The sequence below is a fragment of the Streptomyces sp. NPDC050161 genome, from assembly GCF_044460025.1.
Classification (GTDB): domain Bacteria; phylum Actinomycetota; class Actinomycetes; order Streptomycetales; family Streptomycetaceae; genus Streptomyces.
The window spans coordinates 240,568-264,623 of the sequence record NZ_JBITJM010000009.1; the positions used below are offsets into that span (position 1 = coordinate 240,568).

25 protein-coding genes are annotated in these 24,056 nt (G+C 71.6%); 13 read left to right on the top strand and 12 right to left on the bottom strand.

Features of this window, described 5'->3' with window-relative positions; genetic code table 11:
- Positions 1 to 76 precede the first annotated feature (76 nt).
- From ACIBK8_RS17955 to ACIBK8_RS17980, 6 genes are all read left to right on the top strand, one after another.
- A complete protein-coding gene (locus ACIBK8_RS17955; RefSeq protein ID WP_399042839.1) occupies positions 77 to 1,708 on the top strand; it encodes an ABC transporter ATP-binding protein in 1,632 nt (543 codons plus the stop codon).
- The gene (locus tag ACIBK8_RS17960; protein WP_399042799.1) at positions 1,705 to 2,862 is read left to right on the top strand and encodes an ABC transporter permease; all 1,158 of its coding nucleotides are present in this window, start codon (positions 1,705 to 1,707) and stop codon (positions 2,860 to 2,862) included. The genes ACIBK8_RS17955 and ACIBK8_RS17960 overlap by 4 nt, the downstream gene beginning before the upstream one ends.
- Entirely contained in the window at positions 2,859 to 4,139 is a 1,281-nt protein-coding gene (locus ACIBK8_RS17965) for an ABC transporter permease (protein ID WP_399042800.1), read from the top strand. Before ACIBK8_RS17960 ends, ACIBK8_RS17965 begins: the two co-directional genes overlap by 4 nt.
- Positions 4,136 to 4,537, top strand: coding sequence for a cytidine deaminase (locus tag ACIBK8_RS17970; protein WP_399042802.1), 402 nt, complete (start codon positions 4,136 to 4,138; stop codon positions 4,535 to 4,537). Before ACIBK8_RS17965 ends, ACIBK8_RS17970 begins: the two co-directional genes overlap by 4 nt.
- Before the next feature lie 107 nt (positions 4,538 to 4,644).
- Entirely contained in the window at positions 4,645 to 5,922 is a 1,278-nt protein-coding gene (locus tag ACIBK8_RS17975; protein WP_399042803.1) for a thymidine phosphorylase, read from the top strand.
- Between the two features lie 97 nt (positions 5,923 to 6,019).
- Entirely contained in the window at positions 6,020 to 6,613 is a 594-nt protein-coding gene (locus tag ACIBK8_RS17980) for a Uma2 family endonuclease (RefSeq protein WP_399042804.1), read from the top strand.
- A gap of 71 nt (positions 6,614 to 6,684) precedes the next feature.
- Here the strand turns inward: ACIBK8_RS17980 and ACIBK8_RS17985 are convergent, their stop codons facing one another.
- Positions 6,685 to 7,989, bottom strand: coding sequence for an MFS transporter (locus ACIBK8_RS17985; RefSeq protein ID WP_399042805.1), 1,305 nt, complete (start codon positions 7,987 to 7,989; stop codon positions 6,685 to 6,687).
- A gap of 62 nt (positions 7,990 to 8,051) precedes the next feature.
- Here ACIBK8_RS17985 and ACIBK8_RS17990 point away from each other — a divergent pair, with 62 nt between their 5' ends.
- The 3 genes from ACIBK8_RS17990 to ACIBK8_RS18000 all read left to right on the top strand — a co-directional run bounded on the left by ACIBK8_RS17990 (position 8,052) and on the right by ACIBK8_RS18000 (position 11,518).
- Complete coding sequence (locus ACIBK8_RS17990) at positions 8,052 to 9,110, top strand: LysR substrate-binding domain-containing protein (RefSeq protein ID WP_399042806.1); 1,059 nt, start codon at positions 8,052 to 8,054, stop codon at positions 9,108 to 9,110.
- 196 nt (positions 9,111 to 9,306) lie between these two features.
- Complete coding sequence (locus ACIBK8_RS17995) at positions 9,307 to 9,690, top strand: hypothetical protein (RefSeq protein WP_399042807.1); 384 nt, start codon at positions 9,307 to 9,309, stop codon at positions 9,688 to 9,690.
- A gap of 4 nt (positions 9,691 to 9,694) precedes the next feature.
- On the top strand, positions 9,695 to 11,518 hold the full coding sequence (locus ACIBK8_RS18000) for a caspase domain-containing protein (RefSeq protein ID WP_399042808.1): 1,824 nt from the start codon (positions 9,695 to 9,697) through the stop codon (positions 11,516 to 11,518).
- A gap of 39 nt (positions 11,519 to 11,557) precedes the next feature.
- Here the strand turns inward: ACIBK8_RS18000 and ACIBK8_RS18005 are convergent, their stop codons facing one another.
- On the bottom strand, positions 11,558 to 12,373 hold the full coding sequence (locus tag ACIBK8_RS18005; protein ID WP_399042809.1) for an alpha/beta hydrolase: 816 nt from the start codon (positions 12,371 to 12,373) through the stop codon (positions 11,558 to 11,560).
- A 103-nt stretch (positions 12,374 to 12,476) separates the two neighbouring features.
- Between ACIBK8_RS18005 and ACIBK8_RS18010 the strand changes: the two genes are divergently transcribed.
- Together ACIBK8_RS18010 and ACIBK8_RS18015 are read left to right on the top strand one after the other, a co-directional pair.
- A complete protein-coding gene (locus ACIBK8_RS18010; RefSeq protein ID WP_399042810.1) occupies positions 12,477 to 13,637 on the top strand; it encodes an adenosine deaminase in 1,161 nt (386 codons plus the stop codon).
- A 140-nt stretch (positions 13,638 to 13,777) separates the two neighbouring features.
- Positions 13,778 to 14,053 carry a hypothetical protein gene (locus tag ACIBK8_RS18015; RefSeq protein WP_399042811.1) on the top strand — a complete coding sequence of 92 codons (276 nt, stop codon included), beginning with the start codon at positions 13,778 to 13,780 and terminating at the stop codon, positions 14,051 to 14,053.
- A gap of 83 nt (positions 14,054 to 14,136) precedes the next feature.
- On the opposite strand, the gene ACIBK8_RS18020 is transcribed toward ACIBK8_RS18015, so the two are convergent.
- The 5 genes from ACIBK8_RS18020 to afsQ1 all read right to left on the bottom strand — a co-directional run bounded on the left by ACIBK8_RS18020 (position 14,137) and on the right by afsQ1 (position 18,489).
- The gene (locus ACIBK8_RS18020; protein WP_393689900.1) at positions 14,137 to 14,340 is read right to left on the bottom strand and encodes a PspC domain-containing protein; all 204 of its coding nucleotides are present in this window, start codon (positions 14,338 to 14,340) and stop codon (positions 14,137 to 14,139) included.
- A gap of 43 nt (positions 14,341 to 14,383) precedes the next feature.
- Entirely contained in the window at positions 14,384 to 14,935 is a 552-nt protein-coding gene (locus tag ACIBK8_RS18025; protein ID WP_399042812.1) for a VanZ family protein, read from the bottom strand.
- Between the two features lie 358 nt (positions 14,936 to 15,293).
- Positions 15,294 to 15,980 carry a hypothetical protein gene (locus ACIBK8_RS18030; RefSeq protein ID WP_399042813.1) on the bottom strand — a complete coding sequence of 229 codons (687 nt, stop codon included), beginning with the start codon at positions 15,978 to 15,980 and terminating at the stop codon, positions 15,294 to 15,296.
- Positions 15,977 to 17,815: an ATP-binding protein gene (locus tag ACIBK8_RS18035; RefSeq protein WP_399042814.1), complete on the bottom strand. Its 1,839-nt coding sequence runs from the start codon at positions 17,813 to 17,815 to the stop codon at positions 15,977 to 15,979. Before ACIBK8_RS18035 ends, ACIBK8_RS18030 begins: the two co-directional genes overlap by 4 nt.
- Positions 17,812 to 18,489 carry a two-component system response regulator AfsQ1 gene (afsQ1, locus tag ACIBK8_RS18040; protein WP_131124765.1) on the bottom strand — a complete coding sequence of 226 codons (678 nt, stop codon included), beginning with the start codon at positions 18,487 to 18,489 and terminating at the stop codon, positions 17,812 to 17,814. The genes ACIBK8_RS18035 and afsQ1 overlap by 4 nt, the downstream gene beginning before the upstream one ends.
- 224 nt (positions 18,490 to 18,713) lie before the next feature.
- On the opposite strand from afsQ1, the gene ACIBK8_RS18045 reads away from it, so the two are divergent.
- Positions 18,714 to 19,517: a SigE family RNA polymerase sigma factor gene (locus tag ACIBK8_RS18045; RefSeq protein ID WP_399042815.1), complete on the top strand. Its 804-nt coding sequence runs from the start codon at positions 18,714 to 18,716 to the stop codon at positions 19,515 to 19,517.
- A 227-nt stretch (positions 19,518 to 19,744) separates the two neighbouring features.
- Here the strand turns inward: ACIBK8_RS18045 and ACIBK8_RS18050 are convergent, their stop codons facing one another.
- Positions 19,745 to 20,443: an ATP-binding protein gene (locus ACIBK8_RS18050; RefSeq protein ID WP_399042816.1), complete on the bottom strand. Its 699-nt coding sequence runs from the start codon at positions 20,441 to 20,443 to the stop codon at positions 19,745 to 19,747.
- Positions 20,444 to 20,671: 228 nt separating this feature from the next.
- On the opposite strand from ACIBK8_RS18050, the gene ACIBK8_RS18055 reads away from it, so the two are divergent.
- Positions 20,672 to 21,064 (top strand): hypothetical protein, encoded by a 393-nt coding sequence (locus ACIBK8_RS18055; protein WP_399042817.1) that lies wholly within the window; start codon positions 20,672 to 20,674, stop codon positions 21,062 to 21,064.
- A 58-nt stretch (positions 21,065 to 21,122) separates the two neighbouring features.
- Here ACIBK8_RS18055 and ACIBK8_RS18060 read toward each other — a convergent pair whose 3' ends face one another.
- Genes ACIBK8_RS18060 through ACIBK8_RS18075 form a run of 4 tightly spaced genes read right to left on the bottom strand, consistent with a single transcriptional unit; the run spans position 21,123 to position 23,985 of the window.
- Positions 21,123 to 21,788 (bottom strand): hypothetical protein, encoded by a 666-nt coding sequence (locus ACIBK8_RS18060; RefSeq protein WP_399042818.1) that lies wholly within the window; start codon positions 21,786 to 21,788, stop codon positions 21,123 to 21,125.
- Between the two features lie 2 nt (positions 21,789 to 21,790).
- The gene (locus ACIBK8_RS18065) at positions 21,791 to 22,465 is read right to left on the bottom strand and encodes a hypothetical protein (RefSeq protein ID WP_399042819.1); all 675 of its coding nucleotides are present in this window, start codon (positions 22,463 to 22,465) and stop codon (positions 21,791 to 21,793) included.
- Positions 22,466 to 22,498: 33 nt separating this feature from the next.
- Positions 22,499 to 23,671, bottom strand: a complete 1,173-nt coding sequence (locus ACIBK8_RS18070; protein ID WP_399042821.1) for a WXG100 family type VII secretion target — start codon at positions 23,669 to 23,671, stop codon at positions 22,499 to 22,501.
- Positions 23,668 to 23,985 carry a hypothetical protein gene (locus ACIBK8_RS18075; RefSeq protein ID WP_399042822.1) on the bottom strand — a complete coding sequence of 106 codons (318 nt, stop codon included), beginning with the start codon at positions 23,983 to 23,985 and terminating at the stop codon, positions 23,668 to 23,670. Before ACIBK8_RS18075 ends, ACIBK8_RS18070 begins: the two co-directional genes overlap by 4 nt.
- Between the last annotated feature and the right edge of the window lie 71 nt (positions 23,986 to 24,056).

Consider the following 24,056-nt stretch of genomic DNA (forward strand, 5'->3'; position numbering starts at 1 on the left):
CCGGGCCCGCGTCCCCGTCCGGCCTTCCGCATCACACCCGCCCCTTCCGCTCCTTCATCCCCGAGGGGAGTGCGCCATCAACGCAGCACCCACGAGCAGCAGTCCGGCGAGCCCGGACGCCCCCGCCGTTGAACTCCGCGGCATCACCAAGCGGTTCCCCGGCGTCGTCGCCAACCACGACATCCACCTCACCGTGCGCCGCGGCACCGTCCACGCCCTGTGCGGCGAGAACGGCGCGGGCAAGTCCACCCTGATGAAGATCCTCTACGGCATGCAGAAGCCGGACGAGGGCACCATCACGCTGGACGGCCACGACGTCACCCTGCACACACCGGGCGACGCCATCGCCCGCGGCATCGGCATGGTGCACCAGCACTTCATGCTCGCCGACAACCTCACCGTCCTGGAGAACACCGTCCTGGGCGCCGAGAAACTGCACGGCATCTCCGGCGGCGCCCGCGCGAAGATACGGGAGATCTCCGACGCGTACGGGCTGAACATCCGTCCCGACGTGCTCGTCGAAGACCTCGGGGTCGCCGACCGGCAGCGCGTGGAGATCCTCAAGGTCCTCTACCGCGGCGCCCGCACCCTCATCCTCGACGAACCGACCGCGGTCCTCGTCCCGCAGGAGGTCGACGCGCTCTTCGACAACCTGCGCGAGCTGAAGTCCGAGGGCCTGACCGTCATCTTCATCTCCCACAAGCTCGGCGAGGTGCTGTCGGTCGCCGACGACATCACCGTCATCAGGCGCGGCACGACCGTCGCGTCCGTCGAACCGTCCGCCACCACCCCCAAGCAGCTCGCCGAGCTGATGGTCGGCAGCGAACTGCCGTCCCCCGAGACCCGCGAGTCGACCGTCACCGACCAGCCGATGCTGGAGGTCGACGGGCTGCACCTGACGGCCACCGACTCCGACGGCGTGGTCCGCACGGTCCTGGACGGCGTCGGACTCACCATCCACCAGGGCGAAGTGCTGGGCGTCGCGGGCGTGGAGGGCAACGGCCAGGCCGAACTGGTCGAGGCCATCATGGGCACCAGGGCACCCGACCACGGCACCGTCACCCTCGACGGCACCGACATCTCCCGCACCACCACCCGCAGGCGCCGCGAGGGCGGCATCGGCTACATCCCCGAGGACCGGCACCGCCACGGCCTGCTGCTGGAAGCCCCGCTGTGGGAGAACCGCATCCTCGGGCACGTCACCGAACGCCCCAACAGCAAGGGCAAGCTCCTCGACATCCCCGGCGCCCGCAAGGACACCGCCCGCATCGTCGACGCGTACGACGTGCGCACCCCCGGCATCGAGGTCACCGCCGCCTCGCTGTCCGGCGGCAACCAGCAGAAGCTGATCGTCGGCCGCGAGATGAGCCACCACCCCAAGCTGCTGATCGCCGCCCACCCCACCCGCGGCGTGGACGTCGGCGCGCAGGCGCAGATCTGGGAACAGATCCGCGAGGCACGCCGCGAGGGCCTGGCGGTGCTGCTGATCTCCGCCGACCTCGACGAGCTGATCGGCCTGTCCGACACCCTGCGGGTGATGTACCGCGGCCGGCTGGTCGCGGACGCCGATCCCGCCGTCATCACCCCGGAGGAGTTGGGCTCCGCCATGACCGGTGCCGCCAGCGGCCACCTCACAGCGGACGGGGACACCGGCACCGGCCACCCCGCGTCCGACGGCACCGACGCGACCGGCGGTGACCAGGCATGAGCACCACGACCAAGCTCCCCGCCGGGGACGCCGCCAGGAGCGCCACCCGCGACAAGGTGATCCTCGCGGTCGCCGCGCCGCTGCTGGCCATCGTCGCCGCTGTGGTGATCAGCTCGCTGGTCTTCCTGGCGTCCGGCGAGAACCCGTTCCGGGCCTACGGGATCATGGCCGATTACGGCCACTACAGCGACAGCCAGGTCTGGATCATCAACAAGTCGGTGCCGTACTACCTTTCGGCGCTCGCGGTCGCCATCGGCTTCCGGATGAACCTCTTCAACATCGGCGTCGACGGCCAGTACCGCCTCGCCGCCTTCGCCGCCGCGGCCGTCGGCGGCGCCATCGCACTGCCGGGCGCGCTCCAGATCATCCTGCTCATCGTCATCGCGATGCTGGTGGGCGCCATCTGGTCAGGTATCGCTGGCCTGCTCAAGACCACCCGCGGTGTCAGCGAAGTGATCACCACGATCATGCTGAACTCCATCGCCGCGTCGGTCATCGGCTACTTCCTCCAGGACGGCCGCCTCGCCGTCAAGGACGGCAACCTCCTGCACACCAAATTCCTGCCGGAATCCAGCCACTTCTTCTCCTTCCCCACCCACCCCAAGCCGGTCTACGGCTTCGTGGTGATCGCGGTGGCGGCGGGCGCCCTCTACTGGTTCCTGCTCTCCCGCACCCGCTTCGGTTTCGACCTGCGGACCGTCGGCGCATCCGAACCCGCAGCCGAGGCCAGCGGCGTCAGCGTCAAGGGGATGGTCGTCATCAGCATGCTGCTGTCCGGCGCGGCGGCAGGACTGGTCGGCATGCCCACCCTGCTCGGCGAGTCCTTCCAGTACGGCACCGACTTCCCCGCCGGCATCGGCTTCACCGGCATCGCCATCGCCCTCCTCGGCCGCAACCACCCCGTCGGCATGGCCTTCGGCGCCCTGCTGTGGGCCTTCCTCGACCGCACCGGCTCCCGCCTGGAGTTCGAGGGCTACGCCCAGGAAATCGTCGGCGTCATCCAGGGCGTCATCGTGCTGTGCGTGGTCATCGCGTACGAGATCGTGCGCCGCTACGGACTGCGGCTCCAGCAGCGCAAGGTCGGCGAGGAACTGGCAGCCGCGGCCCGTACCGCGGGTGCCGACAACAACGACAAGCCGGAGGTGTCGGCGTGAGTGCGGACCTCAAGCCCGCGGCGCAGCCCGCGGCCACCGCGACGGGCGGCCGGCGCCGGCTGACCTACCCCTGGGTCCTGCTGATCATCGCCGTCGGCCTGCTCGCGGTCTCCGCGCTGCGGGCCGTCACCGGCACGGCCGACCTCACCTCCACCGGCCAGTTCGGCGCCGCGCTGAGCGCCGCCGTGCCGATCGGCCTGGCGGGCCTCGGCGGCCTGTGGTCCGAGCGGGCCGGCGTGGTCAACATCGGCCTCGAAGGCATGATGATGCTCGGCTCGTTCGCGGCCGGCTGGATCGGCTGGCAGCACGGGCCGTGGGCCGCGGCGCTGGCCGGCGTCATCGGCGGCGCGCTCGGCGGCCTGATCCACGCGGTCGCCACCGTCACCTTCGGCGTCGACCACATCGTCTCCGGCGTCGCCATCAACATCCTCGCCCTCGGCGCCACCCAGTACCTCGCCACCCTGTGGTTCGGCAGGGAGGACAGCGCCGCCCAGGCCGCGGGCGGCAACGACAAGCAGTCCCCGCCGATGCCTGACATGCCGACCTTCACCGTCCCCGGCCTCTCCGACTGGCTCAACTCCATCGAGGCGCACCACTGGTTCGCCGTCTCCGACCTCGCCGGCATCCTCGGCGCCGCCGTCACCAACGTCTCCTGGCTGACGGTCGCGACCATCGGCCTGTTCGTCGGCAGCTTCTACCTGCTGTGGCGGTCGCCGTTCGGCCTGCGGCTGCGGTCCTGCGGCGAGGCCCCGCTGTCCGCCGAGACGCTGGGTGTCAACGTCTACCGGTACAAGTACGCGGCGGTCCTGGTCTCCGGCGCGCTCGCCGGACTCGGCGGCGCCTTCCTCTCCATCGGCGTGCACTTCTACCAGGACGGCCAGACCGGCGGTCGCGGCTACATCGGCCTGGCCACGATGATCTTCGGCAACTGGCGCCCCGGCGGCGTCGCGATGGGCGCCGGACTCTTCGGCTTCATGGACGCCATGCAGCTGCGCAGCGGCGGCCCCACCGTGCACGCCCTGCTGCTCGGCCTCGCCGCGCTGCTCGCCGTCCTCGCCCTGCTGCGGCTGCGCGCCGCCAAGCGCGGCCAGGCAGCTCTCGCCGCCGTCATCGCCGTCGCGCTGGTCGCCTGGTACTTCGTCGCCGACACCGTGCCGCTCGAACTCGTCGAGGCCAGCCCCTACATCGCCACCCTGCTCGTGCTCGCCCTCTTCTCCCAGCGGCTCCGCCCGCCGAAGGCCGGCGGCAAGCCCTATCGCCGAGGACAAGGCACATGACCCCACAGGTGCAGGTCGACTGGACCGCACTGCGCGCGCAGGCCCGGGACGCCATGTCCCGGGCCTACGCCCCGTATTCCGGCTACCCCGTGGGCGCCGCCGCGCTCGTCGACGACGGCCGCACGGTCACCGGCTGCAACGTCGAGAACGCCTCGTACGGCCTCGCGCTGTGCGCCGAATGCGGCCTGATCTCCGCCCTGTTCGCCTCGGGCGGCGGCCGGCTGACGGCCTTCACCTGCGTCGACGGCGCGGGCGAGCCGCTGGTCCCGTGCGGTCGCTGCCGCCAGCTGCTGTACGAACACGGCGGCGGGCCGCTGCTCGTCGACACGGCGGCCGGCATCCGCACACTGGCCGAGCTGCTGCCGGACGCCTTCGGCCCCGGACACCTGCGCGCCTGACGCCGGGAAGACGGCGGCGCACCGGATTGCCGCCCGGTGCGCCGCCGCCCTCGCACCCCGCGGTCTATGCGGGTAGAACTTGACCAACCGCCCGAAAGGAAGCCCCCATGGACGTCATCTCCGTCATCCGCGCCAAGCGCGACCGCGGTGAGCTGACCGCCGATCAGATCGACTGGGTGATCGACGCCTACACCCGCGGCGAGGTCGCCCACGAGCAGATGTCGTCCCTGGCGATGGCGATCTTCCTCAACGGCATGAACCGCACGGAGATCGCCCACTGGACCGCCGCGATGATCAACTCCGGTGAGCGGATGGACTTCTCCGCACTGTCCCGCCCCACCACCGACAAGCACTCCACCGGCGGCGTCGGCGACAAGATCACCCTCCCGCTCGCCCCGCTCGTCGCCGCCTGCGGTGCCGCCGTGCCCCAGCTCTCCGGCCGCGGCCTCGGCCACACCGGCGGCACCCTCGACAAGCTGGAGTCCATCCCCGGCTGGCGCGCCGGTCTTTCCAACGACGAGATGCTGGCCGTACTCCACGACGTCGGCTCCGTCATCTGTGCCGCAGGCGACGGCCTGGCCCCCGCCGACAAGAAGCTCTACGCGCTCCGCGACGTGACGGGCACCGTCGAGGCCATCCCGCTCATCGCCTCCTCCATCATGTCCAAGAAGATCGCCGAGGGCACCGGATCGCTCGTCCTCGACGTCAAGGTCGGCTCCGGCGCCTTCATGAAGCACCTCGACGACGCCCGCGAACTCGCCTCCACCATGGTCGAGTTGGGTGCCGACCACGGCGTACCCACGGTCGCCCTGCTCACCGGCATGGCCACCCCGCTCGGCCGGACCGCGGGCAACGCGCTCGAAGTCCGCGAGTCCGTCGAGGTCCTGGCGGGCGGCGGCCCCCAGGACGTCATCGACCTCACCCTCGCCCTCGCCCGCGAGATGCTCGACGCCGCAGGACTGACCGACGCCGACCCGGCCAGGGCGCTCGCCGACGGCTCCGCCATGGACCACTGGCGCCGCATGATCAGCGCCCAGGGCGGCGACCCCGACGCCGCACTCCCGGTCGCCCGCGAACAGCACGTCGTCACCGCCTCCTCGTCCGGCATCCTCACCACCCTCGACGCCTACGCCGTCGGCCTCGCCGCCTGGCGCCTGGGCGCAGGACGCGCCCGCAAGGAGGACCCCGTCCAGGCGGGCGCAGGTGTCGAACTCCACGCCAAGCCGGGCGACCCGGTCACCGCGGGAGCGCCGCTGCTGACCCTGCACACCGACACCCCCGAGAAGTTCCCCTACGCCCTGGAGGCCCTGGAAGGCCAGGTCCTCGTCGGCCCCGCCGACACGGCCTTCGCCGCCCCGCCCGTGGTGCTGGAACGTATCGGCTGACCTGGGGTTTTCCCGTATGGGTGAAGGGGAGCTGTGGACGGGGTCGGGGGCGGTTGGGCATGCTGGGATCGGTGACGTACCGATAGAGGAGACCGCCATGAGCGCACTCACCGTCGACCACACGTCGGACAACGGACACGAGTGGGACGACGCCGTCCGCATCTGGGAACAGACGGACGCGCCCGAGGGCTGCAGGGTGGAGATCATCGAGGGGATCGTCACCGTGTCGCCGCCGCCCGACAACATCCACAACTTCATCGCCGAAAAGGTCCAGCGCCGCCTGTACTCCGTACTCCCCGAGGACTGGGGCGTCTATCAGACGCTCGGGGCTTCGATTCCCTCACGCAAGGGGCTCTACATCCCGGATCTCGCCGTGGTTCCGGATGGCGTCGTCTGCGGGGAGACCGGCTACTACGTACCCGCAGCCGCCGCCGAACTGATCGTCGAGGTCACCTCGAAGTCCAACGCGAGCCACGACCGGATCGCGAAGGCCGCGGGGTACGCCCGTGCCGGCGTCCCGCTCTACCTGCTCGTCGACCGATGGGCCCCCGGCGGTCCGACGATCACGCTCTACGGCGAGCCGGCCGGCGACGTCTACCGGGTGTTGCAGGCGGTGAAGTTCGGCGACGGGCTGACGCTTCCTGCACCCTTCGAACTCGCCCTGGACACGGGCATCTTCCCCGTCCGCTGACACGACGAAGGGCCCGCCCCACCAGGACAGGTGGTGGGGCGGGCCCTCCGCGTTCCGGGGCGCCGGGGGCGCTACGCCGCCCGCTCCAGCCGCAGCAGCCGCTGTTCGGCCAGGGCCTTGCGGGTGGCGTACAGCGTGATCGCGGCGGCGCCGACCATGGCGGCCAGGCCGAGGGCGATGGTGCCCTCCCAGCCGGCCGCGTGGAAGGCGAAGGCGCCGAGCGCGCCGCCGATGCTGCTGCCGATGTAGTACGCGCACTGGTACAGCGCCGACGCCTGGGCGCGGGCCGTCTTGGCCGTGCGGCTGACCGCGGCCGACGCGACCGCGTGGCCGGCGAAGAAGCCCGCGGTGATCAGGATCAGCCCGGCCAGCACGGCGGCGACCGAGTCGGCGAGGGTGAGCAGCAGACCGGCGGACGTGGTGCCCAGCGCGAGGTAGAGGGCGCCGCGGCGGCCGAGACGGCCGACGAGCTTGCCTGCCGCGGCCGATGAGACCGTGCCGACGAGGTAGACCAGGAAGATCGAACCGACGATGCCCTGCGGGAGGCTGAAAGGTTCGGCGACCAGGCGGTAGCCGATGACGGTGTAGACCGCGCCGAACACCGTCATGAACAGCGCGCCGATGCCGTACAGGCGGCGCAGCAGCGGATCGGCGAGGTGACCGCCGAGGGTACGGGCGAGCGCCCGCGGGCCGACCGAACGGGACGCGAAATGCCGGGCCTTGGGGACCAGGAGCTGGAACGCGACCGCGCACACCACGGCCATCAGACCCACCGAGCCGAGGCCCACCCGCCAGCCCCACGCCTGGGCGACCCAGCCGGACACGATCCGCCCCGACATGCCGCCGATGCTGTTGCCCGCCACGAACAGGCCGATGGCGGCGACCAGCGCCTTGGGACGCACCTCCTCCGCGAGGAAGGCCATCGCCGAAGCCGGGAGACCGGCGAGTGCCACGCCCTGGACGACGCGCAGCGCGATCAGCCAGCCGAGCGACGGCGCGAACGGCACCGCCATGGCGATCAGCGCGGCGACCGAGAGCGAGGCGGTCATCATCGTGCGGCGGCCGAAGCGTTCGGAGAGCGCGCTGAGCGGGATCACCGCGATCGCCAGGCCGAAGGTGGCGCCCGAGACCGTCCAGCTCGCCTGGTCCGCCGGTACGTGCAGACCGTCCGAGATGGCGGGCAGCAGCGCCTGCGTCGAATAGAGGAGCGCGAAGGTGGCCAGACCCGCGGCGAAGAGGGCGAAGCTCATCCGGCGGTAGCCGGGGCCGCCGGGGTGCAGTTTCGCCGCGTCGGGGTCGGCGGCGGTGTCGGCGGATGACGGGGAAGAGGCGACCGCGGGAAGGATGGCGGACGCCCCGGTATCAGCGGGAGGCATGGTTCGAAGGTAGACACACAGGTTTTATGCGTCCAATGCATGGAAACGCCATAATCGATGCTGTGACGCATGATCGCAGTTCACGCGGGTCTGTGTCACAAGACGGCAAGAGAAAAGACATCCTGGGAAGGAACCGGCGGGTGGGAAAGGACGGTACGAGAGGGGGCCGTGGGGCTCAGCGGACGGCGGAGATCGCCGAGACCGCGGAAGTCGGGGCCGACTCCTGGGCGTTGACCCTCGCGCCCCGGCTGGCCCAGTTCACCGCCGTCGCCCGGCACGAACACGTCACCCGCGCCGCGCACGAACTCGGCATGCCGCAGCCCACCCTCAGCCGCGCCCTCGTCCGCCTGGAGGACGACCTCGGCGTCGCCCTCTTCGCCCGGCACGGCCGCACCCTCTCGCTCACCCCGGCGGGCCGCGCCTTCCGCGCCTGGACCGAAAAGGCGCTCGCCGACCTGGAACGCGCCACCGAATCCGTACGCGCCGACGCCGACCCCACAGCGGGCAAGGTCGCCTTCGGCTTCCTGCACACCCTCGGCTCCGAAACCGTCCCCGGCCTGATCCGCACCTTCCGCGCCGACCACCCCCGGGTCCGCTTCCAACTCGTCCAGAACTACGGCGAGGCGATGATCGAACGGCTGCGGGCCGGCGACCTCGACCTGTGCCTGACCTCACCGGTGCCCGACTACCCCGACCTCGTCGCCCGCCGCCTCGACGAACAGAAGCTGCGCCTGGTCGTCCCCGACGACCACCCGCTCGCCCGGCGCAAGCGGATCCGGCTGGCCGAGGCGTCCGGCGAACTGTTCGTCACCCTCGAACCGGGCTACGGGCTGCGCCGGATCACCGACGCGCTGTGCGCCGAGGCCGGGTTCACCCCGCGCGTCGCGTTCGAGGGGGAGGAGGCGGAGACCCTGCGCGGCCTGGTCGCGGCCGGCCTCGGCGTGGCCCTGCTGCCACCGCCCGCGGTCCCCAGACCCGGCGTCGCCGAACTGACGGTGACCGCACCCCGCGCGGTCCGCGAAATCGGCGTGGCCTGGCTGGACGGCCACCAGGACACACCCCCGGTGGCCGCGTTCAAGAAGTTCCTGCTGGGACGGCGCGGGGTGCTGCTGCCGCGGTAGCGGGCGGACGGCGGCCTCCCCGCGCGCCCCGCCGCCCACACCTGCGTCCGGCGACCGGCCTTCCCGGTTCCGCTGCCCGCGCGTGCACCCGGCGCCTATGTTTGCCGGGAGCCGCCGCGGCAGGGCGGAACACCGCGGTGCACGACGCGGCGCCGCGGCGGCAGCGATTGCGGACACCGAGTGCGAGGAGAAGGACATGCCCGACGGGGGACTCGAACTGCTGGTTCGGGTGGGACTCACGGACACCGACGACCCGGACGAACTGGACGACGCGACGCTGTCCCTGCGCCGGCTGCTCGACACCCTCCCGGAGGTCGGCGCCCGTGAACTCCGGTCGCCCGGCGCGCCGTCCGGCTCGAAGGGCACGGCACTCGAACTGGGCGCGATGGCCGTCACGGTGCTGGGCGCCCACCGGGGACTGCGGGTGCTGGTGGACGCCCTACGGGTATGGGTGCACCGCGCGGACAACCGCTCCGTGGTCGTCCGGCTCGGCGACGACAGCATGGAGATCAACGGCATGTCGCCGGAACGCACCGCGGAGCTGGCCGAGTCCTTCCTCCAGCGCCGCACCACGGACTAGCGCCTTGGCGCGCTTCGCCCTCCTGCTGGGGAACCACACCTTCCACGACACCCGCCTGGACCGCCTCAGATCCCCGGCACAGGACGTCACCGAACTCTCCCAGGTCCTGGCCGACCCGGACATCGGGGCCTTCGGGACGAGCAGCGTGGACAACCCGTCGCACGCGGCGCTGCGGGACGGCGTCGAACAGTTCCTGAGCGGCAGGAAACGCGACGACGTCCTGCTGCTCTACTACTCGGGACACGGCATCAAGGAAGGCGACGAACTGTACCTGGCGGGCGCCGACACCTCGCTGGACGCGCTGCCGCACACGGCCCTGTCCGCCGGCGTGCTCAAGGACTGGCTCAGCGCCTGCCGCTCCCAGCGCATCGTGCTGATCCTCGACTGCTGCTACAGCGGAGCGTTCGCCGAACGCATGGTCCCCAAGAGCGAGAGCCGGATGCACGTCCAGGAGTTCTTCGGCGGCAGCGGGCTGACCCTCATCACCGCCACCACCGCACGCGAATACGCCTTCGAAAGCGGGCAGTTGGCAGACGAGGAACCACACCCATCCGTCTTCACCGGCGAACTGATCAGGGGACTGCGCACCGGCGCCGCCGACCTCGACAACGACGGCGAGATCACCCTCGACGAGCTGTACCAGTACGTCTTCGACGCGGTCCACGCCACCCACTCAGGGCAGCAGACCCCCTGCCGATGGATCTACGGCGCACGGGGCCGCATGGTGATCGCCAGGCGGCACCTCGACACCGCAGGACCCGGCCCGGCCGAGCGCCCCGAACCGGCCCCTGACCCCGACCCGCTGTGCCTGCTCCCCGCGCGCCGGCAGGCACTCACCGCCGTACCGCCCGCCGCCGTCGGCGCCGTGGGCCTGTGGTGGGGGTGGAGCGGCTGGCGCGCGCCCCTCACCGGCGTGGCCTTCGTCAGCGCCTGCCTCCTGGTGGCCTCGCTCGCCGGGATGGCGGTCCGCCTGTTCGGACGGACCGTCCTGGCGGCGGACGCCGTTCACGTCCGCGGCTGGCACCGGACCCGGATTCCCTGGCCTTCGGTCCTCGCCATCGAAACCCGCAAGACCCTGTTCGCCACGACCGTCGCCCTGCGCCGCGCCGACACCGCGGTGGTGCGCCGCCTGGTCCTGGCCGCGCCCCGCAGCCACTGGCCGTTCGGGCCGCCCGGCTTCGACCAGCACGTCGCGACGCTGCGCCACTGGTCGCTGCGACGCGGCTCCCCGGCACCCGTCCACCACGGCACGATGTGGCTCCCGTTACGCGGTGTCGGCGCCGTCGTCCTCGTCGGGCTGACGCTGTTCGTCGGCATCGACCGGCCCTGGACGAGAGGCGGACCCGACGTGGCGACGGTGCCGCGGGCCTGCTCCCAGCTCGATCACGACGCGGCGGCGAGCCTGTCCCTCACGTACCCCGTCGTCTCGCCCGACAAGGGCACCGATACGAAGAACGACCAGAACAGCCTCTGCCGTTGGCAGTACTCCGTGGTGCTGTTCGGCAACACGGGAAACGTCTCCCTCGAATACACCCGGTACGAGACCAACGCGGCCGGCAGCGGCGACCGGCACGCCCGCCGGCACGTCAGCGCGGCGAAGTCGGACGCCTCCCGCGCCGGGCACGTCAGCGCGCCACCCGGCCTCGGCGCCGACGGCTTCGCGGCCGAATCCGACGACGGCCACACCCGCAGCCTCGTCAGCGCGCAGGGCAACATCGCCGTCACCCTGGTCTTCCACAGCCGGGCACGGGAACAACTGCCCCTCCCCGACACGGACAAGCTCCTGCGCATCCAGAAGCGGGCCATGGCGGCGGCCGATCACGGCTGACGGGAGCATGAAGGGCCGCGCTTCAGCGGCGAGTTGGCGCTAGTACCGCAGCGACGCGCCGAAGCCGGAGGCGAGCGGCATGCGCAGGCCCAGCGGCGGCGGCGCGGCCAAGGCGTCCTTCACCGGCCTTGCGAAGTCCCGGGCGAACAGCGAGCCCAGCATGAAGTCGGCGGCCAGCGCGTGGACTTCGGCGCGGTGCTGGAAGAGGGAATGGCCGTCGGAGTGCACCTCGAAGCGGCAGGTGTCGCGGTTGATCTTCTTGGCGCGCTCGGCGAAGCGATAGGACAGATCGGGGTCGGTGCGCTCGTCGTTCGTGCCGTGCACCAGCAGGACGTGACGGCCGACGAGCTGCTTGACCGGATCGGGATCCCCGGGCTCACCGCCGGGCTCCGGCAGCCACGGGGCGATCCCCAGCACGGAGTGGACGGCCGGGTGCCCCGCGGCGCGCAGTGCGGCCCGCGCGCCCATGCCGGTACCGACCAGGCAGACGGGCACGTCGCCGTAGCGGCGGACGACCTCGGTCACCGCCCAGGCGGCGTCCTGTGCCGGGTGGGCCGCCGTGCCGTTCCAGCCGCGGCAGCGGTAGTGGACGACATGGGCGGCCAGGCCCTCGGGGCGGCCCACCTTCGCCAGTTTCGCCGCCAGCGGCCGTACCGCCAGCGCCGAAACCGGCGAAGGGCGCCGCACGCCGCTCGCCTCCCCGCCCGGCAGGAGCAGCGCGACACCGCTCACCGCGCGGCCTGGCACCCGCCCGCCGCCCTTCCACCGGAGCGCGGTGCGCGCCCCCTCGTCACCGGACAATCCCAGCGGTTTTCCCAGCCGGGCGTCCCGCACCGGCAGCGCTTGCTGAGCCATGCCGAGAACGATGGCAGATCGTGGGGTGCGGGCCACCCCGTGGACGGGTCACTGTTACGTATCGTTCGGTGAGATCTACGCGCGTAGGGGCTAGAGTGCCGAGATGACGAGCGAGACCACTACCCTCCCGACCAGTGACCAGATCGTCCGCGCCCCCAAGGTGCTGCTGCACGACCACCTCGACGGCGGGCTCCGCCCCGGCACGATCGTCGAGTTGGCCCGCGCCAACGGCTACGGCGGACTGCCGGAAACCGACCCGGAAAAGCTCGGGATCTGGTTCCGCGAGGCCGCCGACTCCGGTTCGCTGGAGCGCTACCTGGAGACCTTCGCGCACACCTGTGCCGTCATGCAGACCCGCGACGCGCTGGCCCGGGTGGCCGCCGAGTGCGCCGAGGACCTGGCCGCCGACGGCGTCGTCTACGCGGAGATCCGGTACGCGCCCGAGCAGCACCTTGAGGGCGGGCTCACCCTCGAAGAGGTCGTCGAAGCCGTCAACGACGGCTTCCGCGAAGGCGAACGGCGGGCCCGCGCCAACGGCCACCGCATCCGCGTCGGCGCCCTGCTGACCGCCATGCGGCACGCGGCCCGCGCCCTGGAGATCGCCGAACTCGCCAACCGCTACCGCGACTTGGGTGTCGTCGGATTCGACATCGCGGGCGCCGAAGCCGGCTACCCGCCCACCCGCCACCTCGACGCCTTCGAATACCTCAAGCGCGAGAACAACCACTTCACGATCCACGCGGGCGAGGCGTTCGGCCTGCCGTCCATCTGGCAGGCGCTCCAGTGGTGCGGCGCCGACCGGCTCGGCCACGGCGTCCGGATCATCGACGACATCGAGGTCGGCGACGACGGCGAGGTGAAGCTCGGCCGGCTCGCCTCCTACGTGCGCGACAAGCGCATCCCGCTGGAGATGTGCCCCAGCTCCAACCTCCAGACCGGCGCGGCCCCCTCGTACGCGGAGCACCCCATCGGGCTGCTGCGAAGGCTCCAGTTCCGGCTGACGGTCAACACCGACAACCGGCTGATGAGCGGCACCACGATGTCCCGCGAATTCGCGCACCTGGTCAAGACGTTCCGCTACACGCTCGATGACATGCAGTGGTTCACGGTCAATGCGATGAAATCGGCGTTCATTCCTTTCGATGAACGTCTGGCCATGATCAATGACGTGATCAAGCCCGGATATGCCACCCTGCGCTCCGAATGGCTGTTCCCGCAGCCCGGTTCAACTGCCGTCGCCGCCAGCGGTTCTGACCCCGCATAAGGCAGCATCGAGGAATTCACGGAATACGGCCGGCGGCGTGTCCACCGGCCGTATTTCCGTGTCCGGGGATGATTGCGGGGCGCCGGTCGCGTCACTAGGTTGCAGTGCCCGTCAGAACCCCATCATGAGGACGTATCGCGATGAAGCAGGGAACCATCAGGACTCTCGGTGCCGCAGCACTCGGCGTCGCCTTCGCCGCCGCGGCAGCGGGCACCGCAGCCGCCGCCCCGGCGACCGGCGTCGACGGCACCACCGACGTCCTGGGCAAGCTGCCGGTGGAGCAGACCACCGAGTCCCTCACCGACGTCCCCCAGGGCCGGCCGACCCCCGACGGCGTCAACGCCAACAGCCAGGGCAACAAACTGCTCGGCGGCCTGCCCACAGGCATCGTCACCAAGGTCCTCCCGCTCGGCTGAGCATCCCCGACGTGCCCCGGTCCGTACGCGAGAAGGCGTACGGGCCGGGGCATTGCCGTGCACAAGGGGAAAACGGTCGGCTGTTACCAGGCTGCCGCGGCACCCTTCTCGGACGGGAGCAGCAGCCACAGGGCCAGGTAGACCAGGAACTGCGGTCCCGGGAGAAGGCAGGAGAGCACGAAGATCACGCGCATTGTCGTCGGCGTCGTACCGAAGCGACGGGCCAGTCCCGCGCACACTCCGGCGATTATTCGGTTGTTGCGGGGGCGGACCAGTGCGGCGGCCATGAGGACTACTCCTTTTCGATGCCGGGGGCGGTTGCCCCATATCTCAAAGGTAGGTCCGGTACGCGGCGAGAACATCGGCCTGTGGGGCTAGACCGACCCTGGGGATCGTCGGGGTCGCACCCTGAAGATCCTCCTTCCGGCGGCGGATCCTGGCCCGCGCCCGTGGGACCACAGCGAGGTGCGCGAGGGCCACGCCCGCCGTGTTCAGCAGGACCGTGTCGATGTCCGGGACCTGTCCGGGAACCGCGCTCTGGAGCACCTCGATGGTCAGCGAGAGCATCGCCCCGGCGAACACCGTGCGGGTCAGCGACGCCAGTGAGGAAACGTTCAGGCGCCCGGCCGACAGAGGAAGCAGCACCCCCAGCGGGGCCAGCAGCAGCATCGAGCCGCCCAGGCTCTGCACCGCCGACCACGGGCCGCGCGCGAGCTCGGCGGTGATCGACGCCAGCGGCTCGACGTTCGCCGCCGGAACCCACGGCACCGTACGGGGGCGCAGCGTCAGCCCGCCGACGATCAGCAGATGCACCACAAGGAGGAGAAGTCCGGTGGCGCGCATACGGAGGGTGACGGTGTCGCCGGAGCCATGACGCTGCACACAGGCCAGGACGCCGGTAGCGGTGGCTGCGGTTCCGCCCTGTTGCGCCCGACTTGGCCGGTGGGGGGAGGGGGCTTTCGGCTTCCTGCGCTTTCGGCTTCCTGCGCATCCCCCCACCCCCGAACCCACCCCCGCCCCCTCCCCCGAAGGGGGAGAGGGGGAGGGGGCGGGGGGCGAGCCGGGCCGAGCTGGGGCGAGCCGCTGGGCCGAGCCGAACCGCTGGGCTGAGCCGAGCTGGGGCGAGCCGAACCGACCGAGCGGAGCCGAGCGGAACTGGGCCGAACCGAGCCGATCCACTGGGTCGAGCCGAGCCGAGCTGAACCGATCCGCTACACCCCAGCCCACCTCACCCAGCCCCCTAGCCCCCCGGTACCGCCACCCCCCAGTCCCCGTTCTGGGTGATGTCCGGGTGGGTGCGTACCTCGGTCGAGCAGGGGTAGCGCCGTGGTGTGGCGTCGTCGGGGCCGCCGAGTACCGCTGCGTGGGTGCGGCCGAGTGCCGGGGCGGTGCCGTAGGTGCAGGCCAGTTGTGCCAGGGCGAAGGAGGGCAGGTCCTCGGGGCTGCTGCTCAGGCGCAGGGTGTCGTCGGGGTCGTCCGCGCGCGGGCCGTCGACCTTCAGGTCATCGGGGACCGCGGTGCTGAATCCGGCCTCTTCCTCGGCCGGTGTCGGGGGCTGCTGCAGGGCGCCGATGAGGTAGCGGGCGGCCCGCAGGCGCTCCGCGCCGGACGGTGAGTCCGCGGTGCGGGCCACGGTGCGCTGCACCGGTATCAGCGCCGAGCTGCATACCAGGTAGACGGTGGCCTGTTCCTCGTCGGGGCGGTCCGGTGTCTTGCCGCCGTCGGCCGCCTTGCAGCTCGACCGGGCCGGTGCGCCGCCGGCGTCCACCGGGACGGACGTGCCCCGGATGCCGCAGCCGGCCAGGGTGAGGACCAGGGCGCCGGCCAGTACGGCGACGGAAGCGGCGGGCCGCCGGGCGCCGCCGCGCCCCCGCCCCCGTCCCCGCCCCTGTCCGTGCCCGTCCGCGGTGGGCAGGCCGTGCCTCATCGTCCGTCCCCTGTCCCCGCGCCGTCCGCGCCGGATCCGTTGTCCTGCCCGGAGGCGCCGGGGGCGCCCGTACCGTCGGGTCCGGTGCCGCGTCGGGCGACCCGGCTCTGGGTGATGCCGCCGCCGTCCCTCGGGCCGCCGCCCTCGACGAGCGGGGAGGCGTCCCTGGGGAGACGCAGGGTGAAGACCGCGCCGCCGTCGGGCAGGTTGGCCGCGGTGATCTCGCCGCCGTGGATGTGCGCGTTCTCCAGGGCGATCGACAGGCCGAGGCCGCTGCCGGTGGAGCGTGGCCGGGACGCGCTCGCCTTGTAGAAGCGGTCGAAGACGTGCGGCAGTACGTTCTCCGGGATGCCGGGGCCGTGGTCGCGTACCTGGATCACCAGGGAGCCGCCCGCCCGCTGCGGCGTGTCGGCGGGGGCCGTGTCCTGGCCGCTCTGGGGGGCGGGCGGCGTGGCGGAGCTGCCCGTACGGGCGGTGCCGTCGGGGCCGGCCGCCGGCGCGTCCTCGGTGCGTACCGATACCCGTACCGGCGATCCGCCGTGCTTGAGTGCGTTGCCGATCAGGTTGGCGAGTACGACGTCCAGGCGCCGCGGGTCGAGGTGGGCGACGATGCCGCGCTCGGCGTCCAGTTCGACGGCGTCCAGCCAGGCCCGCGCGTCGATGCAGGCGGTCACCTGGTCGGCGACGTCGACGTCGTCCAGGACCAGGCGGGCGGTGCCGGCGTCAAAGCGGGTGACCTCCATCAGGTTCTCCACGAGGTCGTTCAGCCGCCGTGTCTCGCTGACCACCAGCTGTACGGCGGGCGCGATCATCGGGTCGAGGGAGTCGGCCTCCTCCTCCAGCACCTCCGACACCGCGGTGATCGCGGTGAGCGGCGTCCGCAGTTCGTGTGACATGTCGGCGACGAACCGCCGTGAGGACTCCTCGCGGGCGCTCAGTTCCTTCACCCGCTGCTCGACCTGTTCCGCGGTGCGGTTGAACGTCCGTGACAGGTCGGCGAGTTCATCCGTTCCGGTGACACGCAGCCGGGTTTGGAGGCGTCCCTCGCCGAGTTGCCGTGCCGCGTGGCCCAGGCGCTGTACGGGCCGCAGGACGGTGGTCGCCGCGGCCTGCGCCAGCAGCGCGGAGCCGACCAGGGCCAGCGCGGTGGCGATGCCCAGCGACCAGGCCAGCGAGTTGAGGTCCTGCCGCTCGGTGGCCAGCGACTTCATCATGTAGCCGGTCGGGCCGCCGCCGATGACCTTCGCGCCGGCCACCAGGTAGGGGGTGTCCCCGGCCTCCTTGCGCTGCCAGTACAGGTGGTGCGGGTAGCGGTTCGCGTCGTCCACCGGGCGCGCGGTGTCGACGGCCGTGCGCAGTGACGCGGGCACGGTGTCGAGCGTCAGCAGATTCTTGTCGGTGGTGGCCGCGCAGTCCTTGCCGTCGGAGTCCACTCCGATCAGCAGCACGGTGTAGTTCTGCGGCCCGGCCGCCATCTGCCGTGCGGCGTCCTGGAGTTCGGCGCACCGCGGGCGCAGCGGCAGCGAACCCGCGCGCTCGTCCAGGGCCTTGCGGAAGTCCTTGAGCACGGCGTTCTGGGTGCGGTCGAGGACGGTGTTGCGGTTGAGCCAGTACGCGATGCCGGACGCGGAGACCGCTGCGGTCAGCGCGACCAGGGCGAAGACGAACACCAGGCGCACCCGCAGGCTCGTCCAGCGCAGCAGCCCCGAGGCCCGGCGCAGGGCCCGCAGCAGCGGCCTTCCCCTGCCGCGGGTCGCGCCCGTCGCGCCGTGTGTGCCGGTGTCCCCCTCGATGTCCGCCGTCCTGCCGCCTTCCCCGGTCGAGCGGTCCGTCACTGCGGGGTGTCCAGCCGGTAGCCGACGCCGCGGACCGTGCGGATCAGGGTCGGTGAGGACGGTACGTCCTCCACCTTGGCGCGCAGCCGCTGCACGCAGGCGTCCACCAGGCGCGAGTCGCCGAGGTAGTCGTGCTCCCACACCAGCCGCAGCAACTGCTGCCGGGACAGGGCCTGTCCCGGCCTGCGGCTCAGCTCCAGCAGCAACCGCAGTTCGGTGGGCGTCAGTTGCAGGTCCTCGCCGTTCTTGGTGACCGTCATCGCCGAGCGGTCGATCACCAGTGAGCCGAAGGTCGCGGAGTCGCTGGACTCGCGTTCCCCGCGGCGCAGTACGGCCCGGATCCTGGCGTCCAGCACCCGCCCCTGGACCGGTTTGACGACATAGTCGTCGGCTCCGGACTCCAGGCCCACCACGACGTCGATGTCGTCGTTGCGCGCGGTGAGCAGGATGATGGGCAGTTGGTCCGTACGCCTGATCCGCCGGCACACCTCGAAACCGTCGATGCCGGGCAGCATCACATCCAGCACGATCAGGTCAGGGCGCTGCTCCCGCAGCAGCTTCAGGCCGTCCTCGCCCGTCGCCGCGGTCACCACACGATGACCTTGGCGCGACAGCGAGAGTTCGAGAGCCGTGCGGATGGCGTCGTCGTCCTCGATCAGCAACAGGAAAGGCACAGCAGCCATTCTGGCGCATGGGACGCCACCGCATCGACCGGTGGGCCCCTCCCGTGCGCATCACACGTGCACCGGCGGCGTCTCACGCCTCTTTGACCCCTGTGACAGGGCTGTGACAGTCGGCGGACACCGCGATGAAACTGGGTTGGCAGTGTTCTCGGCACCGGGAGAGAACGTCACCCGGACAGCCGGAAGATCAAGGCTCTACCGACGGGGGGCGCGAGATGAACACACTGCACGGAACCACTACCAGCGCAGTTATCACGCGTCTTCACGACGTCGCACGAGCCGGAGAGAAGTCCGGTGCCGTGAGCCTACGGGGGTGCGCTCGCGGCACCGGACGTCAACGGCCGCCGTACATGGTGGCCGTCGACGCCCCGGCGAACGGATGCCACGGGGGACACGGGGCATCCGCCGCCAACGGGGGAGACGACGAGGCCGCCCGGGGACATCGGGGGAACACCGGGGCGGTCCCGTACGGGGAGGGCAGGACGAAGACGCCGGAGGCCGAAGCGGCCTTCACCGCCTACGTCCAGGAGCGCCGCGCCGCCCTCTACGCCACCGCCTACCACCTGACCGGTGACCGCTTCGAGGCCGAGGACCTGCTCCAGAGCGCGCTGTTCTCGACCTACCGCGCCTGGGACCGGATCAGCGACAAGGCGGCGCTGGGCGGCTATCTGCGGCGCACGATGACCAACCTGCACATCAGTGCCTGGCGTCGGCGCAAGCTCAACGAATACCCGACCGAGGAACTGCCGGAGACGGCGGCCGACGTGGACGCGATGCGGGGCACCGAACTGCGCGCCGTGCTGTGGCAGGCACTGGCCAGGCTCCCCGAGCCGCAGCGCACGATGCTCGTCCTGCGCTACTACGAAGGCCGTACGGACCCGGAGATCGCGGACATACTGAACATCAGTGTCGGCACGGTGAAGTCCAGCATCTGGCGCTCCCTGCGTCGGCTGCGCGAGGACGAGGTCCTCAGCTTCGGCCGTGACGAGGAGGAGTCCTTCGGCGAGCTGGTGGCCTGAAGGGCGGGGAAAGAGCCCGAGGGGAAAGCGGGACACGGGGGAAGTACGGGGGAGTACAAGGGGAATCGAAGCGGGTCCTGACGGCCGGGGGGCTGTCAGGACCCGCTTCCTTGTGACGTGCCCGTCGCGATCCGCCCGCCGCCGGGCGCGGTTGAGGACCCCTAAGGGGCGGCCCCCTCGTCGTCCTCACGCCCCGCCCGCATCCGTCGCGACCGGGGCGCCGGAACTCAGGAGACTACGGGTGCCACATCCGTATCGTCGCCGCAACCGCACACCCCGGAGCGCACCACCGCGGGAGCCGCCACAGGACCCGCCGTACGGGCCGCGGATATCCGGGCCATCGCCTCCGGGCCCGCGCACGGATACGCGCCCAGGGCGGACTGCCTGGCCACCACGGACCGCTCGGCGCGCAGCAGACGCAGGCCACGGCGCACCAGATACGGCACCGGCTTGCGGCCCTCACGCAGATCGCGCAGCAGCCGGCGGCGGAACGTCGTGACGGGACTGCCGCACAGGCACAGCGCGTCGGCCAGCAGCCCGGCCTCCCGGCAGTGCCCTATGACGTCGGCGGCGAAGATGCCCTCGGCGACGAACAGCGGGGCCCCGCCGGTCTCCAGGACCGACGCGCCGACCCGGGCGCTGGCCGCGATGTCGTACACCGGCACCGCGCTGCGCCCGCCGTGGCACAGCGCCTCGATGGCGGCGGTGGCGGCGCCCGCGTCCCAGGAGAGCGGCGAATCCCAGTCCGCGCCGCCGCCGTCCGGCAGCTGCGGCAGACCGGGGTCCGTGCCCTCCTTGTAGAAGTCGTCGAGGTTGAGCACGGGCAGGCCGGTGCGGGCGGCGAGGGACGACTTGCCGGAACCGGACGGGCCGGTCAGCAGGACGACGCGGGCGGCGGGCGGCCGGGCGGGGGACTGGAAGCTCACGGGCACCCATTGTCGGGCATGGAGCCGTCCGGGCCATCCCCTTGGACGGGCACATCCGAAGTCGCACCCGCCCCGACGCGACGGCGGGCCTGCCCGTCCGGCGGGCGCTGGATCGGGCGCCGCCGCTCAACTACTCTGTGCAGTCGAACGATTACCCTGACGGGCTCCGCTCCCCGGGCGGGGCCCTCCTCCCAGGGAACCCCCAACCTCACAGGCAGGTGGCAGCACATGGCCTCGCACGCACGTCCCAAGCCCCGCCGCATCCCGCGCACGCTCCTGCGCGCCGGGCTCACCGTCTCCGCGGCGGGCGCCGCGCTCGCGGCAGGCGGCACGGCACACGCCGACGTGATCCCGACGACCTCGGCCGACACCAACGCCACCGCTTCGGCACTGACCGGCGCGCTGACGACCTCCGTCGGGGGTGCCCTCCACCCCATCAAGACCCTTCAGCTCAACCCGCTGGCCAAAACCCCGGTCGACCCGCTGACCAACGGCGTCGGCACCCAGGTGGCCGACTTCAAGCCGATCGGCACCCAACTCCTCACCGGCACCCTCGCCCGGGGCGGCGCCCTCCAGGACCTCCCGCTGGTGGGGCCGGTGACGCGGATTCTGCCGGGGTGACGGGGGCGGTCCGGGCGCGCGAGGTGAAACGGCGGGGCCGGTCCGGCCTTCTACGGGCTCAGCGTCCGTAGAAGGCCCCCACGATCGCCTCCATGTCCCGCTGGAACGAACAGCTCAGCGCGATCCACGAGCCGTCCACGAACACGAGGTCGAAGCGGCCTCGGGGGAACGACGTGCGGGCCCTGGGGCGGAGTTCCGCGATGTCCTGACGTGGCACCTCCACCGCGATCGCCAACTCGGGCTCGCGGGCCCGCCAGCCGCCGGCGTGATCCGTCACGACGAACAGCCGCCGGTCCGTGAGCGCCTGATGCCGGGGCGAACCGCCCGCGTTGGCGGCCATGACCCGAAAACGCCCTGCCATGCTCGTCCACGCGCCCTCCATGGGCTTGCCGTACATCGCGTGCTCCACGGCGTCGTCGACGGCGTCCTCGATGTTCTCCCGAGCTTCGCTCAGCCCCTCCGCCATGTTTCCGACGGCCCGTGACAGCGGGTTGTTGACCATCCGGTTGTCGGCCACCCTCCCGAGTGGCCGCGAGGCCCTGCCGACGACGTTGCCCAGCGCCCCCAGGACCCGCTGCTCCAGCGGCGACCGCTTCCGTGGAACCCGCAGATGGGCGGGGACGAGCGGGAGGTTCGGATACTCCGTGTAATCGTGGGCGCTCAGCAGGACTTCACCGGCCTGGAGGAAGGGCAGGCAGGGTGACGTGTGGTCAGGTTTCGGCATGCTCAAGCCCCTTGACCGCAGGCGGCCACGAACGCCTCCATGTGTTTGCGTACCGCGCTGCCCAGAGCGATCCACGAACCGTCGGTGAAGCCGACGTCGAACCGGCCGCGACCGCCGACGGCCTTCGGGTGTGCGGTGACGTGCGTGATGTGCGTACGCGGCACCGCCACCCCCAGGTCCCACTGCGGAGTGGTGTTCCGCCAGCTGGTGTTGCGGTCCACCAGCAGGATCAGCCGGCGGTCGGTCATCGCCTGACGCCGGGGCGTGCCGCCCGCGTTGGTCAGGTCGACGAGGAAACGGCCGGCGATGCTGTGCCAGCCCCCGTCCATGACGGTGCCCCAGATCGCCTTCTCGACGGCCCGGTCGGCGGCATGGTCGAGGGTGTCGGTCACCTGCTCCACGCGGTCGCCCGCCCGCCCGGCGGCGCGGGTGAGCGGGTTGTTGACCAGGCGGTTGTTGCTCACCGCCCCCAGCGGCCTGGCGACCGCGCCGAGCGCGCTGCCCAGCACGCCCCGCACCCGCTCCTCCAGCGGCGAGGGGGCGGGCCGGGGCTGCGGGGTGCGCAGCGCGGCGGGGACGGCGGGCAGCGCCGTATTGGCGAAGTGGTCGGTGGCGATGATCAGCCGCTCTCCCGGCTGGAGGAAGGGCAGATAGCAGTCGCGGTACTCCGGCTTCATCCGGCGCGGTTCCTCTCTGGTGCGCTCCGGCGGTCAGCCGAAGGGGTTGTCGGGATCCCGCGGCTGCCGCGCGGCGGCCGGGCGGGTCACCAGCCGGGGGTCCTGCTCGACGGCCGGCTCGCGGTAGCGGCTCAGCGGATCCTGGGCGACCGGGTCGGACGCGACGGGCTCGCCGGGCAGCGGTGACGCCGAAGGGTCTTCCTGGACCGCCGGGTCGCGGTAGCGGCTGAGCGGGTCCTGGGCGGAGGGCTGCGGGTCGAAGGTCGAGGGCGGGGGCAGGTGGGTGCTGCGGGGAGGGGCCACTCCTTCCCCGCCGGGAGGGGCGCCTTCCTCGCCGCCGGACGAGGACCGGGTGCCGGCCAGCGTCTCGTCGATCTTCTCGGCGGCCTTGTCGATGCCGTGGTCGATGAGCGGCTGCGCCGCGGCACCCACCGGGTTGCCGGTGAATCCGAGGCCGCCCATCACGTCCTTGGCGCCGTGCTTGATCGCCTTGTGCGCCATCCTGGCGCCCTGGGAGATGGCGAACTTCTCCGCCTCCCCGGCCTCCTTGATGTGCTTCCAGGTCATCGGGTTGTACCGCTTGACCTTGGACAGCTTCTTCGCCTGCTTGAGCATCTTGAGGATGTTGGCGAGGCTCTTCAGCTCCTCGGCGAGCCTGGCCACCAGGCTGGCGATCCGGGTCGACGCGATGCCGGTCTCGGCAGCGGCAGCCGCCGCCTCGGCCGCCAGCGACACCCCCGCGGTCACCACGCTCAGCGCCACCGCGGCGGCCAGCGTGATCAGCGCCCACTCGATCAGCTCGCGGATGACGGCCTCGACCATCTCCTGCGCCACGCGCGCCTGTTCCGCCGCCCCGTCCAGGACGTCGGCCGTCGCGTCCATGTCCTTGGCTTCCGCCTCCATGGCGGTTTCCAGCTCGGCGAGGTGGTTCTGGAACGCCTCGGCGGCCTCGCCGGTCCACTCGTGGGCGAGGTCGGCACGGTCGCGCCGCTGGTCCGCCACGATCTCCCGGAACTCGGCCGCCTTGTCCCGCCACAGCTTCGCCGCCTCCGCGAGGCTCTCCGGGTCTCCGGTGACGAACTCCAGCTGGTCGGCGAGCGGTTCGACGAGTGGACGCATGATGCCGTCCACGACGCTGTCCATCCCGCTCATCCAGTCGTTGACCTTGTTGTAGGCGCCAACTGCCGTCGATGCGGGCCCGCTCACCGGCCACCCCCGCCGGACATCGTGGTGACGGTCTCGTCATCGGTGTCCTGGTAGGACTGCGCCGTGGCGGTGACGGCCTCGCCGATCTTCTCCTGGAGGGTGGCCAGCGACCCGAGCGTCTCCAGGACGTCTTCCTGGCGCTCCTCGTAGTCCTTGCTGATCTCGTCCGCTTCCGGCAGCTTGCCGAACGCCTCACGGTCCACCTTGTGTGAGCCGAGGCTGCTGCGTATCGCGCGCAGCTTCTCCGCCCGCTCGTCCGAAGACTTGGCGAATGTGTGCAAGGCGTCCTGCGCAGCGGTGAATTGCTCCGCCACAGATCTCCCCCGATCCGGTATGACTCACGGTCTTGACCGATGGTAGTCAAGAACTCGCAAACCCGTGCGGG